Consider the following 17744-nt stretch of genomic DNA (forward strand, 5'->3'; position numbering starts at 1 on the left):
AAGCAGGATTGCTATGAAGACCTTCATGACCCAGTTTTTCACGTGGTGGAATGGACCGACACTCGGTACCCGCTTCTTCACATGGCGCAAAGGCACGAAAGTTGGCGAAGATCAGTTCGGCAACGTCTATTACGAGGGCACCTTCGATTCGGAAGGGCGCAAGCGGCGCTGGGTAATCTACAACGGTTATGCGGAAGCTTCAGCTATCCCTGCCGGCTGGCATGGCTGGATACACCACAGGGTTGACACTGCACCTTCGCAAGAAAATTATAAGCCGTATCCTTGGGAAAAGAATCACCAGGCAAATCTCACCGGTTCCGCCGCTGCCTATCGACCGCAGGGCTCGATTGCGCATGGCGACAACCGGCCGACCGTGACCGGCGATTACGATGCCTGGACACCGGGCGCCTAGTCGGGTCTTCTTCTGCCACATTTGCTCTTTATCGACAGGCTGGAATCGAAATCCTCTCGTGCGCGCACTGAAACCGGAAATGACATGATCAGTCGGAAAATTCGCTCTTTTGCCGTCGGGCTGATCGCTGCTGGTCTATGCGGTGCTGTCTCAGGCGCATCGGCCCAATCGACCGAGAAAATTTCAAATCCGATCGCTGTCTTTTCCGGCCTCGACAAGATCACCGGACGAATCACCACTTTCGACGTCTACATCAACGAAACGGTACAGTTCGGCGCCCTGCAATTGACGCCGCATGTCTGCTACACGCGTCCCGACACGGAGACGCCGAAGACAGATACGTTCGTCGAAGTCGACGAGATAACGCTGGACCGCAAAATCCGCAAGATCTTTTCCGGCTGGATGTTTGCCGACAGCCCCGGCCTCAATGCGGTCGAGCACCCGGTGTACGATGTGTGGTTAAAGGCTTGCAAACAGAAGTCGGATGTTCCGGCTCCGGATGCCGCCCAGACGGGCGGAACCCAGAACTAGTTCAGCAAAGCTAATAGCCTACATTGGCTTCGAGCAGTTGATCATCCAGGGTGTACCGTAGCGATCGACGAACATCGCAAAGCGTTGAGCCCAAGATGTTTCTCCTATCGGCATCATGATGCTGGTCGCGCCTTCAGAGAGTTCGGCAAACACACGGTCTGCTTCATCTGGCGTATCCGTGTTGATGCTCACGGTCATGCCCTGTGCCTTCTGAAAATAAGGCGGCGGTGCATCCGATCCCATCAGCATCGTATCCCCGACTTTCATGCTGACATGCATGATATTCTTGGCCAGTTCCGGCGCCGACGTGTTGCCTTCGGGCATCTCGTCATAGCGGACCATGAACTCGATCTTTCCGCCCAGCACTTTCTCGTAAAATTTGAACGCTTCCTCACATTGACCGTCGAAGTTCAAATAAGCATTGAGTCTCACGATAGCTCTCCTTGTGGTTTTCAAGTTGTTCCGTTCCAAGGACGAACGGAAATCCAGCTCCCCGACATTCTTCTCGAAAATGTTTGAACATTGGTCGGGTTCCGACCATACAACGGATCTGCGACGGTTTTTAGAACTCGGCCGGCTGTGCCAAAGCATTTTCCAGCATCTTCTGGTATTGGCGCCGGGGAACTTCAACCGCGCCGAAGGTTTCCAGATGATTGGTGGTGAATTGGGTGTCGAGCAGCGTGAAATTTTTTTCGATCAGATGACCAACCAGATGGACGAGGCAGACTTTCGAAGCATCCCGCTCGCGTGAGAACATGCTTTCACCGAAAAATGCCGATCCCAGCGCGATCCCGTAAAGGCCGCCAACAAGGTTTCCATCGCGCCAGGCTTCGACCGTGTGGCAATAGCCGAGATCGAACAGTCTGCCATAGGCTTCGCGTATCGGGCGATTGATCCATGTGCGGGCGCGTTCACCGCTGCCACTGGCACAGCCGGCAATAACACCCGCGAAATCCGTATCGTAGCGAATGTCGAAACGGCCTTGGCGCACCTTCTTGCGCAGGCTGCGCGAGACATGGAAATTCTCAAAGGGGAGGACGCCGCGCTTTTCCGGACGTACCCAGAAGATTTCGGGATTGTCCGCCTCTTCGGCCATGGGAAAAACCCCGGTTGCATAGGCGCGCAGCAACAATTCGGGGTCTATTCTGAATGCTTCTTGCGGGTTCTTACCCGTCATGCCTTATTCTTCTGCAGCGTCTGCTGCGTCACCAGCCAGATAATGTTCCAGCCAATGGATATCATAATCGCCATTGGCAATGTCAGGATTATTGATCAGATCCTGAAACAGCGGCAGCGTGGTCTTGATACCGTCGACAACGAACTCATCGAGCGCCCGGCGCAAGCGCATCATGCATTCGACGCGGTTGCGGCCGTGGACGATGAGCTTGCCGATAAGGCTGTCATAATAGGGCGGGATCTTGTAGCCCGTATAGACGCCTGAATCGACGCGAATGCCAAGGCCCCCCGGCGTATGCCAATGGGTGATCGTACCCGGTGAGGGCGTAAATGTCCGCGGATCTTCCGCATTGATGCGACATTCGATGGCATGGCCGGAGAAGCGAATATCCTCCTGTGTCACCGATAGTCCGCCGCCGGAGGCAACGCGAATCTGCTCGTGCACAAGATCGATGCCGGTTATCGCCTCGGTTACGGGATGTTCGACCTGAAGACGGGTGTTCATTTCGATGAAATAGAACTCGCCATTCTCGTAAAGGAACTCGATGGTGCCGGCACCGCGATAACCCATGTCGGCCATGGCATTGGCGCAGATCATGCCGATGCGCTCGCGCTCATCCGAATTGAGGGCAGGCGAGTTGGCTTCTTCCCAGACCTTCTGGTGCCGGCGCTGCAACGAACAATCGCGTTCACCGAGATGGACGGCCTTGCCAAAGCCATCGCCCATGACCTGAACTTCGATGTGGCGCGGCTGCTGGAGATATTTTTCGATATAGACGGCATCGTCGCCAAAGGCAGCACCGGCCTCGGTGCGAGCGGTTGACAGTGCAACCGAAAGCTCGTCTTCGTTCATCGCGACCTTCATGCCGCGACCGCCGCCGCCTGCCGAAGCCTTGATGATGACCGGGTAACCGATTTCGGCACAGATGCGCGCCGCTTCCTTATCGTCGGTGACGCCGCCATCTGAACCCGGAACGACGGGAATGCCGAGCCGTTTTGCGGTGCGCTTGGCTTCGATCTTGTCGCCCATGATGCGGATATGCGCGGCAGTCGGGCCGATGAATGTAATATTGTGCGCTTCGAGGATCTCGGCGAACTTGGCGTTCTCAGACAGGAAACCGTAACCTGGATGGATCGCATCGGCGCCGGTGATTTCGCAGGCCGCAACGATCTGATGGATATTCAGATAGCTGTCGCGGGAAGGGGGCGGTCCAATGCAAACGCTTTCGTCGGCAAGTCGCACATGCATGGCGTCGGCGTCGGCGGTCGAGTGAACCGCGACCGTCTGGATGCCGAGCTCCTTGCAGGCGCGCAGGACGCGCAGGGCAATCTCGCCGCGATTGGCTATGAGTATTTTTTGAAACATCATGCTCTCGCTACTCGATCACAACCAAGAACTCACCATATTCGACGGGTTGGCTGTCTGTGACGAGGATGGCGGTAACGGTACCAGAACGTGGAGACGGAATCTGGTTCATCGTCTTCATGGCTTCGATGATCAGAAGCGTCTGACCTTCCTTGACCTGTGATCCAACCTCGATAAAGGCGCGGGCACCAGGCGCGGGGGAAAGATACACGGTTCCAACCATCGGCGAAGGAATAGCATTCTTCGAGGGATCGGCGACAGCAGACGCGACCGGAACAACCGCTGCCACAGGGGCGGGAGCGGCACCTGCCGGGGCCTGGGCATAGACCGGGGCTGCGGCCTGCATCGTTATCTGCCGCGATACGCGAATGCGAAGGTCTCCCTGCTCGATCTCGATATCCGTGAGGTCGGTCTCGTTCAGGATTTCCGCGAGATCGCGGATCATGACCTTGTCGATCCCGGTGGTTCTGTTAGCCATGCTTTTTCAAGCCCCTTATACCTGTTTGGCGGTCCGCTACTCAGACGCTGCCAGCTTGACGAGTGCGCGCAGGCCCATCACGTAGCCATCGACCCCGAAGCCACATATCACCCCTTTAGCCAAAGGGGAAACGTAGGAGTGATGGCGAAATGACTCGCGCGCGTGAATATTGGAGAGATGAACCTCCACCAGCGTGACGGCGGCAGCGCGGATGGCATCATGCAATGCGATAGATGTATGCGTGTAGGCGGCAGGATTGATCAGCACCAATGCCTTTTGCTCGCCTGCCTCCTGAATCCAGGTGACCAGATCACCCTCATGATTGGACTGGCGAAAGACAATGTCGACGCCTAGGCTATCACCTTCGGCACGGCACAGAGCTTCGATATCGCTCAATGTCGCAGCGCCATATATTCCCGGCTCGCGCTTACCAAGCATATTCAGGTTCGGGCCGTTAAGGATAAAGATTTGCTGTTTCATGATTTACCGGATGGTTTCGCGAAATCGTGGTCCCATATAGACGGCTTATCGGCAAGCGAAAAGCCTGCAAAGCACCCTTATTGCTTGTCCACAAAGGGTTTTGCCAAGCAAAAGTAAATATTCAGGCTATTTGTTGCGAATATGGCTGATCTTTTCGGCGAGGACATCCGCACCAAGCGCGCCGGGCACGACTTCATTACCCACGACATAGGACGGGGTGCCGGTAATGCTCAGGCTATTTGCCAGTTCGAAGTTTTCGTTGAAAGCCTTGGTGACTTCGGGAGATAGCATTTTCTCGCGGATTTGGGCTTCGTTTGCGCCCAGTTTGATCGCAATAGCCATCGCCGACGCTTCGGTTGCGCGTCCTTCGCCACCGAGGAGATCACGGTGGAACTCCAGATATTTGTCTGGCATGAGCGCTTTGAACGCCTTGGCGACGATATGCGCGCGTGTTGAGTCCGCACCAAGGATCGGGAACTCTTTCATCACGAAACGAAGGTTCGGATCGCTTTTCAGCAGGGCGTCCATGTCCGGCAATGCTTTTTTGCAATAGCCGCAATTATAGTCGAAGAATTCAACGATCGTGACATCGCCTTTCGGATTGCCGAAGACCGCATCCATCGGCGATTGAAATATCTTGTCCCTGTTTTCGCTGATAACTTCTGTTGAAGCTTCCTTTTGCGCGGCTTCCTGCTTGGCAGTGAGAGCGGTCTGGACCTCGATCATGACCTCGGGATTATTGATCAGATAATTGCGCACAATCCCTTCAATTTCTGCTCTGTCGGTCGTGGACGCTGCGGTTGAAGACATCTCCGGCACAGCACTGGCGACAACGACATCAGACCGGCCAGCCTGATAGCCAAGGGCGAGGGCGGCAACGCCAACGAGGCCGGCGGCGGCACCGATCAGGGCGACTTTTGTCATGATGAACTGTCCTTTTTTCAAATTCTGTTGGAACGCGTGTTGCCGCGTCTCACTTGCGCTTTGCATTGATGATGTCTTGGGCCTGTATCCACTCGGGCGTGCCGTTTTTCAAGCCACGCTGCGCACGAATGGCAAAGATTTGTGCGTCCTGGATCTTGCCTGAATAATATTTCTGTTCCGCGCTGGCGAGATCGGACCTGACCATGTCGCCCGTCTGAGCATAGGCTTGGGCCAAATAGCCATAACCTGACGGATATTCACGATCGCTGGCAATTCCAGCCTTGATTTCCTTTATGGACGCCTTGAGATTATCCGGCGTGCCCGACAGCATGAGAGCCCGCCCATAACTCATGCGGATCAAACTGGATTTGCGCGGATCGAGCGCGTTTGCCTTCTGAAAGGCCTTTGCCGCGTCGCTCGCCTTGTTCTGCTTCAACAGGATCTCGCCTCTGATCTCCTGGAAATAGGGGTTCTTCGGTTGTTCCTTGATCAACACGTCGATCTTTGAAAGCGCGGACTGGGAGGAGCCGTTAAGATAGGTTGCAATGGCATCGCCGTAGCGCGCACCGATATTGCGCGGATCCTTGCGGAAGGTCTGCAATACACTTGCACCGCCGCCAGTATAGGCGGCAATCTTGCCGCGCATCATGTCATGACGTTGCTGCAGCGCCGGATTATCCAGCTTGTCATAATAAGGACTGGCGTGAGCGAGAACTTCAAGGTTTGCGATACGTTCCCGTGGCATCGGGTGGCTGATCCGGTATGGGTCGACGCTGGTTCCCGTCAATGCGAGCGCATTGGAGAAGCGCTCGAACGTGGTGAGCATGCCTTTGGCCGATTGTCCCGTGCTTGCGAGATAGGTGATGGCTGAACGGTCCGCGGCCATTTCTTCGGAGCGTTGATAGTTGAGCAGGTTGCGCATGGCGGCTTCGGGACCGCTCATCGCAATACCCATACCTGCTTTCGATAGGCCGCTCGCTCCGCCTGCGGCGCCACCGACGACAGCGCCGATACCAAGCAGGCTTGTAACAACGGCCAGAGTCTTCGCAGCGGCCAGTTGTTCACGCAGCTTGAATTCGTGACCACCGGCAAGGTGACCCGTTTCATGTGCGAGAACGCCGATGATTTCATTGGGCGTCTGCGCCTGGAGCAGGGCACCTGTATTGATAAAGATGCGCCTGCCGTCGACGAAGGCATTGAAGCTGTTGTTGTTGACCAGAACTATCCTGATCGCGTTTCTGGAGAGGCCTGCGGTTTTGATGATCGGGCTCGCATAGTCTGTGACCAGCGCCTCGATTTCGGCATCGCGTACGATCGGTACGGATGATGACTGGGCAGTGGCAGACACGGTTTGCGCTACGCACAGTGCACCGGCGGCCCCTGCAACAATCGCACCACGCACAAAATTAGCTATTGGTTGAAATAAACCAGTCATTTGAAATGCTACCATACCTATTCGTACCGAAATCGATGTTTGAAAGAAAGTAAGCTTATTGGAAGCTCCGTGAATTGTGAAAAGCCAGTTAGCAACAAAATTGTGCGTGGTTCGCCCTTCGACAAGCTCAGGATAGAGCTCACCATGAGGGAGGTGGATTATTTACATAAGTAATTACCAACATGGCAGCACTTGGCTCCCCGCAACCCACCTACCTCCCTCATGGTGAGCTTGTCGAACCACGCACAGCAGTATTGCCAACTATAGGACGACAAAGAAAAACCGGCGATACACCGGTTTTTCCAAATCACTTTTTAAAGTTCAGCGCTTTTCAAAAGAAGCCTTTCTTCTGCCACCAGCCCTTTTTGGCCGGTTCAACTTCGGACTTCTTCTCTTTGCCGGTTGAGGTGACGACAGGCGTGCTGGACTCAACCACTTTGGGCGCTGGTGCCGGTGTAGATTCTACCGCGGGCTCAACCTTTGCCTCTACCGGTTCAACAGTGGCCGCTGGCTCCGAGGCCTCGGTTACAACGGGCGCATCGGCTTTTTTCGCCGATTTACGCGGGGCGCGTTTGGGCTTTACAGGGGCTTCGGGTTCCGCTTCGGCTAGAACTTCTGCGACGGCGATCTCGGCGGCTTCGATTGCCGCCTTGGAGCGCGATCTGCGTTTTACCGGCTTCTTTGCAAGGATATCGTCGATTGCCACAGGTTCTTCAGCAGAAAGCACCTCAGCCGTCGCTGGCACTGAAGCAGCTTCAGCTGCATCGGCGATCGCCTCGATCGTCTTCGGCTTGGAGAAATCGGGCAATGGGATCGACACGAACACAGGCTCGGCATCCGGCACGGCTCTGGCAGTTACGCGATTTTCTGCATCGTCGCCGTCATCGAAGCGCTTGTTCTTCCGCCCGCCGCGGCGTCCCCGCCGGCGCTTCTTGCGCCGTTCGTTTTCCTCTTCGCGCGCCTTGGTTGCCGCTGCGTCTTCGCCTTCGACCGCTGGCTGGTCGGCGTCATCGTCATCGCTAATGACCTGCTGGCCATGCTCGACACCTGCCGATTCCTGGCGATCGCGACCACCGCGCCGCCGCCGCTTGCGCTTGCGTTTGCGCGATGCGTCGTCATTGTCAGCGCTCCGTGCGGTCTCGCTGGTCTGCACCTCGGCGCCGTCATCATCCGCATCTTCGATGACCGGATCGCTTTCGTCGAAATCATCGGCGATGCCGAGAGTTGGTGTCTCGGTCAACGGAACGATCGGGCCAAGGGCTATCGAGCCCTTGTCGATGGCGAAGTGCTGGGCGCCAACGCTGTCGTCGGCTTCAATGCTGATGGTCAGGCCAAAACGTGCTTCGAGATCGGCGAGGTTCTGGCGCTTGTGATTGAGAACATAGAGCGCAGTCGCGACAGTCGTGCGAACAATGATGTTATTCTGCGAATGACGGAGCAGATATTCCTCGATCGAGCGCATGACGTGCAGCGCGACAGAGGAGGCGGAGCGTACGTGTCCTGTGCCACCGCAAACTGCGCAAACCTGGGTCGTTGATTCCAGAACGCTGGCGCGGATGCGCTGACGCGACATTTCAAGCAGGCCGAAATGGGAAATGCGGCCGACCTGGATGCGGGCCCGATCATCTTTCAGACAATCCTTCATCCGCTTTTCCACCGCCCGGTTGTTGCGGTTTTCTTCCATGTCGATGAAGTCGATGACAATCAGGCCGGCAAGATCGCGCAGACGCAACTGACGCGCGATTTCATCTGCCGCTTCAAGATTTGTCTGCAAAGCAGTGTCTTCAATGGAATGTTCGCGCGTCGAGCGTCCGGAGTTGACGTCTATTGCAACCAGCGCTTCGGTCTGGTTGATTATGATATAGCCGCCGGACTTCAAGGTCACTTGCGGCTGCAGCATGCGATCGAGTTGTGCCTCGATGCCATTGCGCGCGAAGATCGGAGTCAGTTCGCGGTAGGGCTGAACGACTTTCGCGTGGCTCGGCATGAGCATGCGCATAAAGTCCTTGGCCTCGCGATAGCCTTCTTCACCGGCAACTGCAATTTCCGTGATGTCCTTGTTGTAAAGGTCGCGGATCGAACGCTTGATCAGGCTGCCTTCCTCATAAACGAGAGTCGGTGCAGACGATGCAAGTGTAAGGCTGCGAACATTCTCCCACAGCCGCATCAGATATTCGTAGTCGCGCTTGACTTCCGGCTTGGTGCGCATGGCGCCGGCGGTGCGCAGGATCACGCCCATGCCTTTCGGCACTTCGAGATCCTTGACGATGTCCTTCAGGCGCTTGCGATCCTGGATGCTGGTGATCTTGCGCGAAATACCGCCGCCACGTGCGGTGTTTGGCATCAAGACTGAATACCGACCGGCGAGCGAGAGATAGGTCGTGAGGGCTGCACCCTTGTTGCCGCGTTCTTCCTTGACCACCTGAACGAGCAGGATCTGACGGCGCTTGATGACGTCCTGAATATTGTACTGACGGCGCTGGAACCGCTGATGCGTCGGAACTTCTTCCATCGCATCTTCAGCACCGACCGATTCGACTTCATCGAGTTCGTCGTGGACCTCGTCTTTGTCCTCGTTCGAGCGACTACGCGATCTCCTCGAATTACCTTCGCCGGCATCATCAGATACCGGCCTTTCATCATCGCTTTCTGTTGCTTCGTCCGCAGCGCCGGTATTGACGGCTTCCGAAATCACATCCGCTTCAATGGCAGCTGCCATAGTCTGGCTACCACCTTCCGGTGTCGAGTCGTCGTCGCTTGATTCGTGCGAAGCGGCCTGTGTGGAGGCTTCGCCCTCGTCATCGGAAGTGGCGACGTCTTCGTCGGAAGCGTCGAGCTTGGATGCGTCGTCTTCCTGCCGTGGACCACGGCGGCCGCGACGGCGACTACGCGTACCGCGATCATTGCGATCGCGGCTACGCTGTTCGCTGGCGTTCTCCTCGTGATCTTCGTCCTGGCTTGCGGCTTCCGCCTCGGCATCGATCAGGGCCTGCCGATCGGCGACCGGGATCTGATAGTAATCAGGATGAATTTCGCTGAAAGCGAGAAAGCCATGGCGATTACCGCCATACTCGACGAATGCAGCCTGAAGGGAAGGTTCTACACGCGTCACCCGCGCCAGATAGATATTGCCTTTGATTTGTTTTTTATGTTCAGATTCAAAGTCAAATTCTTCAATTCGATTGCCGCGAACCACGACAACCCGTGTTTCCTCCTGGTGGGAGGCGTCTATTAGCATTTTGTCCGACATTATACTTCTTCTCCCCGGCCGAAACGCTGCCAACGCGAGACAGCCAGGAAACCTGCAAGGTTTCTGGCGCCGCGTCTTCACATTTGCCGGATATATTAAGGTTCGCAGAAACAGACAGACACGGCGACACGCGGAGTTGCCCTCGGGCAGCCGCGGCTTGCAAGCCGGTTATATTCACGTCTGTAACAAACATTCCTGTTCCTGACGAAACGACCTCTACGAATGGCACGCTTCTCAGCTGTGCCGACACTGTTAATACCCCCGAAAGGGCTGGCTCGATGCGCCTTGGCTGCGCGATCTGCCGTTCACAAAAAGCGTTGCCGACAATCCCTGTCGGCTCGCGCTAAATTCTTTTTTGGTTACCCCGGCGAATTCGCCGATGCCGCTCCATGTCCCTGTCTTCATTGTCAGCCGGTTATTTACCGTGACATCAAAGAGCCCGATTCTGGACGGCAGAAAAGTAACCCACCTTTGCTTTTAGGAGGTGCGCCGCGTTATGACAAGGGGGTCTTCATAATCGTGTCATCGGCACATAACATACCATGACCCCATAAGATAATATTAACCATGCTTCCCTACCTATTGCTTAGACATAGTGTGTTGTCGGCAGGGTTCCAATGTGAGCCATGTCTGATACAACGATGGAGAGGGGAAGCCTGTCCATCGGCGGGCCAAGCGAGATGAGCGTGATCTGTCGGATATTCATGGCTGCCGTATTCGGCCTTCTTGTCTTCGTACAAGCGGGCAGTGCGTCTCATGCGGCAGGTGAACTGGCCGCGTTGACATATCAAGCTGCCGGCGACGAGTTGCGTACGCGCGTCGTCATCAATTTCGACCGCGAGCCCGATGTATCGACAATGCTGCTCGATCAACCGCACCGGCTGGCAATCGACATTCCCAAAGCGGTTTTTGCCTTTGACAAGAAGTCTGTGGAGCCACGCGGACTGATAACAGATGTGCGCTACGGACTGATCGACGATCAGCGTTCGCGCCTGATCTTTACGCTCAAGGGGCCCTTTGTGGTCGAGCAGCTCAACGTCATCAAGAATGACAATAGTCCTGGTTACCGGCTGGTGGCGGATTTCGTCGCTGCGTCGGACCGTGCATTTGCGGAAGCATTGAAGACACAAAATGCAACCACTGCGTCAACGAATGCCGCTCCAAAGGGCGACCGGCTCGCGGTCGCGGCGCCAGATGAGGCGAGCAAGGGACCGAAGCCATTTACTATCGTCATCGATCCCGGTCACGGCGGTATCGACAGTGGCGCGGAAAGTGCAAGCGGCATCATGGAAAAGAACGTAACCTTGATGTTTGCCCAGCAATTGCGCGACGAGCTCGCCAAGCTGCCGGGTCTGCGGGTGGAGATGACCCGTAGTGCCGATACTTTTCTGCGGCTGACCGAACGGGTTCGTATCGCCCGCCAATACGAAGCAAACCTCTTCATTTCGATTCATGCGGATACGATCAATCGCGGCAGTATACGCGGGGCTACCGTCTATACCGTTTCGGACAAGGCGTCGGACGCGGAATCGCGCGCCATGGCCGATCGTGAAAACCGTTCCGATGCGGTGGCGGGTATCGCCTACGACAACGAGACACCGGAGATTGCCGATATTCTCATGGACCTGACACGGCGTGAAACCCACACGTTCTCCTTGAGCTTTGCCAAGACTGTGGTGAAGTCGCTCAAGAAAGACGTCACCATGATCAACAACCCGCATCGTTTTGCAGGGTTTCAGGTACTGCGGGCGCCGGATGTGCCGTCTGTTCTGGTCGAGATTGGCTATCTTTCCAACGCCGAAGACGAAAAGCTCATGCTTGATCCGGCGTGGCGAACCCATGTAGCGGAGAGACTTGCCTCGGCTGTCGGCGAATTTGCCAACATGAAAACGGCCGGAGCGCTGAACTAGATCAGGTTTCTTCAATGCTGCCGAACGACGACGACCTTGAGAATTTCGAAGCGCATGGCGCCGCGCCGTTGCCGGTCACAAGCGATCAAGGTTACGTGGATCACGATGGCGCGCGGATCTGGTTCGCCACATACGGCGCCGGTTCGCCCGTAATCCTGCTGCATGGAGGCCTCGGCCATAGCGGTAATTGGGGTTATCAAGTTCCAATGGTGGTCGGCTTGGGCCGTCGCGTTATACTCATTGACAGCCGGGGTCATGGGCGTAGCACGCGCAATTTGCGGCCGTTTACCTATGAGTTGATGGCGTCCGATGTTCTAGCTGTGATGGATGCACTGCACCTCGAAAAGGCGGCCGTCGTAGGTTGGAGCGACGGCGCGTGCATAGCCCTCGTCCTTGCCATGCAAGCTCCTGCACGAATTGCTGGTGTATTCTTCTTTGGTTGCAACATGGATCCCAGCGGCACAAAGGAAATCATACCCAGCCCGACCATCGACCGATGTTTCAGCCGCCACGCCAAGGACTACGCCGCGCTGTCGGCCACGCCGGATCAATTCATGGCGTTTGTCGATGCGGTTGGTCTGATGATGAAAACCGAACCCAACTATACTGCGAGCGATTTAGCTGACATCCATACACCCGTCGCGATCGTACAAAGCGAGCATGATGAGTTTATCAAGCTCGAACACGCCAAATATCTCGCCGGGAGTATTCCGGGGGCGGAGTTGTTCCTCTTGCCTGGCGTGAGCCATTTCGCACCGCTGCAAAGACCAGAGCAATTCAACGGCGTAATGCGGTCTTTCCTCGACAAGGTTCTGGCCTGAAGAACGAGAATGCTCGCGTCATGGCTCAACCAGGACCGCGGCAGTTAGTTGCCGTTTGCGTAATTTACGCAAAGTTTTTTACACACGAGAGCATGAGTATTGCGCTGCAGCATGACGATTCTAAACGGATAGCTATTTTATGCACTGGTGAAGGAACCTTTTACCAATCCATTGGTTTCATTCAAATACAAGTCAAAATCCGATACAAATAGTGATTTGTTAAATCGGTTTAGTTCTCGTACATAGTGTGCAGTGCAACGGAATATAAATCCGGTTGCGGTAAGGATTGCTCGCGTAAAGAGCGGCTTTAATGGAGGGTGTTCGAATAATGATAACAATAACCAAAGACACATCATCATCAAATGAAACAAATGTATTGAAGATGGCACAAGTGGCCGCTGCCAAGACGATCGTCAAGGCGACCAAGAAGCTAAGCGAGCCTTGCGACAAGCGCACGATTTCCCAGATTTTACGGGAATCCAATGGTGGTTTCAGCTTCCGTCGCTGAAACCATAGTTCAATTCAGATCATAACATACTGTCAGAGCGGGATATTATCGTGCTTCTTCCAGGGATTTTCGAGATCCTTGTTGCGTAACATGCGAAGTGCCCTCGAGATCCGCTTGCGGGTTGAATGGGGCATGATGACTTCGTCGACATAACCCCGCTCTGCAGCGACAAATGGCGAAAGAAAACGATCCTCGTAGCGCTTCGTATGCGCTGCGATCTTTTCTGCGTCGCCAATATCCTTTCGGTAGATGATTTCAACCGCGCCCTTGGCGCCCATCACGGCGATTTGAGCCGAGGGCCATGCGTAATTGATATCGCCACGCAAATGCTTTGACGCCATGACGTCATAGGCGCCACCATAGGCTTTGCGGGTGATCAGGGTGATCTTCGGCACAGTTGCCTCGGCATAGGCAAAGAGCAGCTTGGCACCGTGTTTGATCAAGCCGCCATATTCCTGCGCTGTTCCCGGAAGAAAGCCTGGAACGTCGACAAAGGTCACGATCGGGATATTGAAACAATCGCAGAAGCGGACGAAGCGCGCTGCCTTGCGCGAGGCATCACTGTCGAGAACGCCCGCAAGGACCATCGGCTGGTTGCCGACGATGCCGACCGTGCTGCCTTCGACGCGGCCAAACCCGACAACGATGTTTTTGGCAAAATTTTCCTGTATCTCGAAGAAATCGGCCTCATCGACGGTTTTGCGGATCAGCTCCTTGATATCGTATGGCTTGTTGGCATTGTCCGGCACCAGCCGATCCAACGAAAAATCCATTTCATCCGTTGACTGATAGCACTCGACCGCGGGAATTTCGGCCGTGTTCGACGCAGGCAGGAAATCGATCAGCCGGCGCATCTGCAGGAGCGCGGCGACATCATTGTCGTAGGCGCCGTCGGCAATCGAGGACTTGGTCGTATGGATCGATGCGCCTCCGAGCTGCTCTGCCGTCACTGTTTCATTGGTGACAGTCTTTACAACGTCGGGGCCGGTGACGAACATATAGGACGTGTCGCGCACCATGAAGATGAAATCGGTCATGGCTGGCGAGTAAACGTCGCCGCCGGCGCAAGGCCCCATGATGACAGAGATTTGCGGGATGACGCCGGAGGCGAGCACGTTGCGCTGGAAAATCTCCGCATAGCCGCCAAGAGCTGCCACGCCTTCCTGAATACGGGCACCGCCGGCGTCGTAGAGCCCTATGACAGGGGCACGGTTGCGCAGCGCCATATCCTGGATTTTTTGAACCTTCTCCGCATGGGCTTCGGAAAGCGAGCCGCCGAAAACCGTAAAATCCTTGGCGAAGACGAAAACTGTGCGGCCATTGATAGTGCCCCACCCGGTGACGACCCCATCGCCGGCGAATTTTGTCTCTTCCATGCCGAAATCGGTCGAGCGGTGTTCGACGAAGGTGTCGAACTCCTCGAATGAGCCTTCGTCGAGAAAAATGTCGATGCGTTCGCGCGCTGTGAGCTTGCCGCGCTTATGCTGCGCTTCGATCCGCACCTTGCCGCCGCCTTCGCGCGCAACGTTCCTGCGACGCTCAAGCTCGATCAGCACATCCTTCATGGCGTCCTCCTCGTTTTGTCGTTTGATAACAGGAGAGGGCAGCGCGGGGAAGGGATTTGTCTTGGCGTACCCGACCGCCGCAGAGCGGCGCTCGGATACGCGTTTAAGTTGTGTTCGCGAGCTAAGGTTTTACCAGGTGCCGGTGTTCGGCATCGACAGCCAAGGCTCCTGTGGCGGTAGCGCAGGGCCCTTCTGGATGAGCTCGATCGAGATGCCATCGGGCGAGCGGATGAAGGCCATGTTGCCGTCGCGTGGCGGCCGGTTGATCACGACGCCTTTGTCTGCCAGGTTTTGGCAAGTCTCGTAGATGTTGTCGACGACATAGGCAAGGTGTCCGAAATTACGCCCGCCTGTATACTCCTCCGGATCCCAATTATAGGTCAATTCGAGCTCAGGAGCTCGTTCCGCGGCCGATCTTGCCTTGTCTTTCGAGGCCGCGAGGAAGATCAGGGTGAAGCGTCCCTTCTCATTTTCGGTACGGCGAACCTCTTCCAAGCCGAATTTGTTGCAATAGAAATCCAGTGACTCATCGATGTCACGGATACGGACCATTGTGTGAAGATAGCGCATCTTTTGCCTTTGATTTCTTTCATGGGGTTGAAAGTCGACGGCAACCGGCAATTTGCACAGGTTGAACGCCGTCCAGTTTTCGTAACACTTCCTGTCTAGCTCCACAAACTTGTGATTTAGCCGAAAGGAACACCGCTGAGGATAAACACGCGTTTTGCGTGTGGTTTTCAACAAAACATGCAGATGATACTTGCTCTTCGGTGTTGGACAGGTGTTATTCTTCAAGCAGAGAATCAGTACCTCGCAGGAGAGGAGGGGCTTCGCTTCATGTCTGACCGAACAGTATCAGCCCGGCAGTCCCCCGCCGACGAAGGCATAAGCGACAGTTTGGACCTTATCGAAGTTTCGGGCGCGATTAAATGGTTTGATGTGGCCAAGGGATACGGGTTCATCGTTCCCGACAATTCTGATCTACCTGACATCCTTCTCCATGTTACCTGCCTGCGCCGGGACGGCTTCCAGACGGCGCTGGAAGGCGCCCGTGTCGTTTGCGAGGTCAAGCAGGGCGAGCGTGGCATGCAGTGCTTCCGCGTCAAATCCATGGACAACGCGACTGCCGTTCATCCGACCGAAATGCCACCCGTCCGCACGCATGTGACCGTCACACCCTCAAGCGGACTTGAGCGCGTGCTGGTAAAGTGGTTCAACCGGACGAAGGGCTTCGGATCCCTGACGCGCGGCGAGGGAACAGAGGATATTTTCATTCACATGGAAACGCTGCGGCACTTTGGCTTGACCGAACTGCGTCCGGGACAAGTTGTGCTGATCCGCTTCGGCCATGGTGAGAAGGGGCTGATGGCCTCCGAAATTCATCCCGACATTGGTACCCAACTGCCGTCGTCCCACTAGGGTATGTTGATATTCACGCCATGACGGTCTGCAAACGGCACTTTTCTGTGCTTCCGGTGCTCACGTACTTCAAGTACGCTCCGCTCGCCGCAAGTGCGGCCCCAAAACCACCGTTTTGCCTTGTCATGATCGCGAATCTCAACGCACTCTGGAGCAATTGATGTATCGCCTGAAATCTGTTCTCGCCGTCGTTGTTTTCCTGCTGTTTTCAGCGATCCCTGTTCTGGCGCTCGATCAGACGCCGCCTATGCATCTTCCCATCGACCACACGGCGCTGACGATCAATAGTGCCAAGGGCGACATTCCGTTCCAGGTAGAAATTGCCGACACCGACGAAGAGCGCGAGCGCGGCCTGATGTTCCGCACCGATTTGAAAGACAACAGCGCCATGCTGTTTGTTTTCGACGACACCCGTCTTGTCACCATGTGGATGGAGAACACGCCCTCCGCGCTCGACATGCTCTTTCTGGACGATAATGGCCGTATTTCCGCTGTTCGCGAAAATGCGGTGCCATTTTCCCGCTCAATCATTTCGTCTGGTGGTCCGGTGCGTTTCGTTGTCGAGGTCAAGGCCGGCACCGCGAAGCGTCTCGGCTTGACAACTGGCGACAAGGTGCGGCATCCCGCTATCGAGGCGATTGCGCACTAACGGACCTGACAATGCAGTTTTTCCACAATGACGGACTGAAGCTTGCTTATCTGGACGAGGGCGAGGGCGAGCCGATCCTGCTCATCCATGGCTTTGCTTCATCCTCCTTCTACAATTGGGTTCAACCCGGCTGGATGCAAACGCTGACGTCCGCCGGATACCGCGCCATCGCCATTGACAATCGTGGTCATGGCCAATCGGACAAGCCGCACGACAAGGCGGTCTATACGCCGACGCTCATGGCGGGCGACGCCGCCGCGCTGCTGGATCACCTTGGCATTCCGACGGCGCATGTCATGGGTTACTCCATGGGTGCGCGCATCAGTGCGTTCCTGGCGCTCGAACATCCTGCTCGCGTTCATGATCTTGTTTTTGGCGGTCTTGGCATTGGCATGGTCGAAGGTGCAGGAGACTGGTCGCCAATCGCCGAAGCGCTTATGTCCACCGATCCGGAGGCGATTACACATCCGCGCGGAAAAATGTTCCGGATGTTTGCCGACAAGACCAAGAGTGACAAAATCGCGTTGGCGGCCTGCGTTATCACCTCCAAGGAAGAAATCAGCGCAGAAAACATGGCCCGGATAACCCAGCCAACTCTCGTCGCTGTCGGCAGCAAAGACGACATCGGCGGAAACCCGCATGATCTTGCGGCATTGATGCCGCATGGTGAGGCGATCGATATCCCTGGCCGGGACCATATGCTCGCGGTCGGCGACAAAGTGTTCAAGCAGGCCGTTCTGGATTTCCTCAAACGCCACAGCATCTAACGAAGCGCGTGCTTCCGGACGTTCATTGCTTGCGGGACAAGGCCGCATAAGCT

The 17744-nt window shown here is 55.7% G+C and carries 18 protein-coding genes; 8 read left to right on the forward strand and 10 right to left on the reverse strand.

Annotated features, from left to right (window positions below):
* The first annotated feature begins 13 nt into the window (after window positions 1-13).
* Both N8E88_RS26515 and N8E88_RS26520 read left to right on the forward strand, forming a co-directional pair.
* Complete coding sequence (locus tag N8E88_RS26515) at window positions 14-412, forward strand: NADH:ubiquinone oxidoreductase subunit NDUFA12 (protein WP_112531299.1); 399 nt, start codon at window positions 14-16, stop codon at window positions 410-412.
* An 84-nt stretch (window positions 413-496) separates the two neighbouring features.
* Window positions 497-943, forward strand: coding sequence for a DUF2155 domain-containing protein (locus N8E88_RS26520; RefSeq protein ID WP_262293196.1), 447 nt, complete (start codon window positions 497-499; stop codon window positions 941-943).
* 18 nt (window positions 944-961) lie between these two features.
* On the opposite strand, the gene N8E88_RS26525 is transcribed toward N8E88_RS26520, so the two are convergent.
* The 8 genes from N8E88_RS26525 to N8E88_RS26560 form a co-directional block, all read right to left on the reverse strand.
* Entirely contained in the window at window positions 962-1375 is a 414-nt protein-coding gene (locus N8E88_RS26525) for a VOC family protein (protein ID WP_262293197.1), read from the reverse strand.
* A gap of 130 nt (window positions 1376-1505) precedes the next feature.
* Window positions 1506-2120, reverse strand: coding sequence for a leucyl/phenylalanyl-tRNA--protein transferase (aat, locus tag N8E88_RS26530; RefSeq protein ID WP_410010619.1), 615 nt, complete (start codon window positions 2118-2120; stop codon window positions 1506-1508).
* A 3-nt stretch (window positions 2121-2123) separates the two neighbouring features.
* A complete protein-coding gene (gene accC / locus N8E88_RS26535; protein ID WP_262295637.1) occupies window positions 2124-3485 on the reverse strand; it encodes an acetyl-CoA carboxylase biotin carboxylase subunit in 1362 nt (453 codons plus the stop codon).
* Between the two features lie 10 nt (window positions 3486-3495).
* Window positions 3496-3963 carry an acetyl-CoA carboxylase biotin carboxyl carrier protein gene (accB, locus tag N8E88_RS26540; RefSeq protein ID WP_262293198.1) on the reverse strand — a complete coding sequence of 156 codons (468 nt, stop codon included), beginning with the start codon at window positions 3961-3963 and terminating at the stop codon, window positions 3496-3498.
* A 36-nt stretch (window positions 3964-3999) separates the two neighbouring features.
* Window positions 4000-4443: a type II 3-dehydroquinate dehydratase gene (gene aroQ / locus N8E88_RS26545; RefSeq protein WP_262293199.1), complete on the reverse strand. Its 444-nt coding sequence runs from the start codon at window positions 4441-4443 to the stop codon at window positions 4000-4002.
* Window positions 4444-4569: 126 nt separating this feature from the next.
* On the reverse strand, window positions 4570-5367 hold the full coding sequence (locus N8E88_RS26550; protein ID WP_262293200.1) for a DsbA family protein: 798 nt from the start codon (window positions 5365-5367) through the stop codon (window positions 4570-4572).
* Between the two features lie 49 nt (window positions 5368-5416).
* Complete coding sequence (locus tag N8E88_RS26555; protein ID WP_262293201.1) at window positions 5417-6802, reverse strand: M48 family metalloprotease; 1386 nt, start codon at window positions 6800-6802, stop codon at window positions 5417-5419.
* Between the two features lie 331 nt (window positions 6803-7133).
* Window positions 7134-10052, reverse strand: a complete 2919-nt coding sequence (locus tag N8E88_RS26560; RefSeq protein ID WP_262293202.1) for an Rne/Rng family ribonuclease — start codon at window positions 10050-10052, stop codon at window positions 7134-7136.
* Between the two features lie 704 nt (window positions 10053-10756).
* Between N8E88_RS26560 and N8E88_RS26565 the strand changes: the two genes are divergently transcribed.
* The 3 genes from N8E88_RS26565 (at window position 10757) to N8E88_RS26575 (ending at window position 13291) form a co-directional block, all read left to right on the forward strand.
* Window positions 10757-11962, forward strand: coding sequence for an N-acetylmuramoyl-L-alanine amidase (locus N8E88_RS26565; RefSeq protein ID WP_410010705.1), 1206 nt, complete (start codon window positions 10757-10759; stop codon window positions 11960-11962).
* 14 nt (window positions 11963-11976) lie between these two features.
* The gene (locus tag N8E88_RS26570) at window positions 11977-12783 is read left to right on the forward strand and encodes an alpha/beta fold hydrolase (RefSeq protein WP_262293204.1); all 807 of its coding nucleotides are present in this window, start codon (window positions 11977-11979) and stop codon (window positions 12781-12783) included.
* Between the two features lie 328 nt (window positions 12784-13111).
* Window positions 13112-13291: a hypothetical protein gene (locus N8E88_RS26575; RefSeq protein ID WP_262293205.1), complete on the forward strand. Its 180-nt coding sequence runs from the start codon at window positions 13112-13114 to the stop codon at window positions 13289-13291.
* A 32-nt stretch (window positions 13292-13323) separates the two neighbouring features.
* Here the strand turns inward: N8E88_RS26575 and N8E88_RS26580 are convergent, their stop codons facing one another.
* Together N8E88_RS26580 and N8E88_RS26585 are read right to left on the reverse strand one after the other, a co-directional pair.
* On the reverse strand, window positions 13324-14856 hold the full coding sequence (locus N8E88_RS26580; protein WP_262293206.1) for an acyl-CoA carboxylase subunit beta: 1533 nt from the start codon (window positions 14854-14856) through the stop codon (window positions 13324-13326).
* A 129-nt stretch (window positions 14857-14985) separates the two neighbouring features.
* Window positions 14986-15426, reverse strand: a complete 441-nt coding sequence (locus N8E88_RS26585; RefSeq protein WP_262293207.1) for a VOC family protein — start codon at window positions 15424-15426, stop codon at window positions 14986-14988.
* Window positions 15427-15693: 267 nt separating this feature from the next.
* Between N8E88_RS26585 and N8E88_RS26590 the strand changes: the two genes are divergently transcribed.
* The 3 genes from N8E88_RS26590 (at window position 15694) to N8E88_RS26600 (ending at window position 17691) form a co-directional block, all read left to right on the forward strand.
* Window positions 15694-16275, forward strand: a complete 582-nt coding sequence (locus N8E88_RS26590; protein ID WP_262293208.1) for a cold-shock protein — start codon at window positions 15694-15696, stop codon at window positions 16273-16275.
* A gap of 160 nt (window positions 16276-16435) precedes the next feature.
* Entirely contained in the window at window positions 16436-16924 is a 489-nt protein-coding gene (locus N8E88_RS26595) for a DUF192 domain-containing protein (RefSeq protein WP_262293209.1), read from the forward strand.
* A gap of 11 nt (window positions 16925-16935) precedes the next feature.
* Window positions 16936-17691 (forward strand): alpha/beta fold hydrolase, encoded by a 756-nt coding sequence (locus N8E88_RS26600; protein WP_262293210.1) that lies wholly within the window; start codon window positions 16936-16938, stop codon window positions 17689-17691.
* Window positions 17692-17744 lie beyond the last annotated feature (53 nt).

This window comes from Phyllobacterium zundukense, from assembly GCF_025452195.1.
Classification (GTDB): Bacteria; Pseudomonadota; Alphaproteobacteria; order Rhizobiales; family Rhizobiaceae; genus Phyllobacterium; species Phyllobacterium zundukense_A.

Excerpts from the sequence above, each read along its gene's own strand:
- N8E88_RS26515 (WP_112531299.1), top strand. The coding sequence starts at position 14 with ATGAAGACCTTCATGACCCAGTTTTTCACGTGGTGGAATGGACCGACA.
- N8E88_RS26520 (WP_262293196.1), top strand. The coding sequence starts at position 497 with ATGATCAGTCGGAAAATTCGCTCTTTTGCCGTCGGGCTGATCGCTGCT.
- aat (WP_410010619.1), bottom strand. The coding sequence starts at position 2,120 with ATGACGGGTAAGAACCCGCAAGAAGCATTCAGAATAGACCCCGAATTG.
- accC (WP_262295637.1), bottom strand. The coding sequence starts at position 3,485 with ATGTTTCAAAAAATACTCATAGCCAATCGCGGCGAGATTGCCCTGCGC.
- accB (WP_262293198.1), bottom strand. The coding sequence starts at position 3,963 with ATGGCTAACAGAACCACCGGGATCGACAAGGTCATGATCCGCGATCTC.
- aroQ (WP_262293199.1), bottom strand. The coding sequence starts at position 4,443 with ATGAAACAGCAAATCTTTATCCTTAACGGCCCGAACCTGAATATGCTT.
- N8E88_RS26550 (WP_262293200.1), bottom strand. The coding sequence starts at position 5,367 with ATGACAAAAGTCGCCCTGATCGGTGCCGCCGCCGGCCTCGTTGGCGTT.
- N8E88_RS26555 (WP_262293201.1), bottom strand. The coding sequence starts at position 6,802 with ATGACTGGTTTATTTCAACCAATAGCTAATTTTGTGCGTGGTGCGATT.
- N8E88_RS26560 (WP_262293202.1), bottom strand. The coding sequence starts at position 10,052 with ATGTCGGACAAAATGCTAATAGACGCCTCCCACCAGGAGGAAACACGG.
- N8E88_RS26565 (WP_410010705.1), top strand. The coding sequence starts at position 10,757 with ATGGCTGCCGTATTCGGCCTTCTTGTCTTCGTACAAGCGGGCAGTGCG.
- N8E88_RS26570 (WP_262293204.1), top strand. The coding sequence starts at position 11,977 with ATGCTGCCGAACGACGACGACCTTGAGAATTTCGAAGCGCATGGCGCC.
- N8E88_RS26575 (WP_262293205.1), top strand. The coding sequence starts at position 13,112 with ATGATAACAATAACCAAAGACACATCATCATCAAATGAAACAAATGTA.
- N8E88_RS26580 (WP_262293206.1), bottom strand. The coding sequence starts at position 14,856 with ATGAAGGATGTGCTGATCGAGCTTGAGCGTCGCAGGAACGTTGCGCGC.
- N8E88_RS26585 (WP_262293207.1), bottom strand. The coding sequence starts at position 15,426 with ATGCGCTATCTTCACACAATGGTCCGTATCCGTGACATCGATGAGTCA.
- N8E88_RS26590 (WP_262293208.1), top strand. The coding sequence starts at position 15,694 with ATGTCTGACCGAACAGTATCAGCCCGGCAGTCCCCCGCCGACGAAGGC.
- N8E88_RS26595 (WP_262293209.1), top strand. The coding sequence starts at position 16,436 with ATGTATCGCCTGAAATCTGTTCTCGCCGTCGTTGTTTTCCTGCTGTTT.
- N8E88_RS26600 (WP_262293210.1), top strand. The coding sequence starts at position 16,936 with ATGCAGTTTTTCCACAATGACGGACTGAAGCTTGCTTATCTGGACGAG.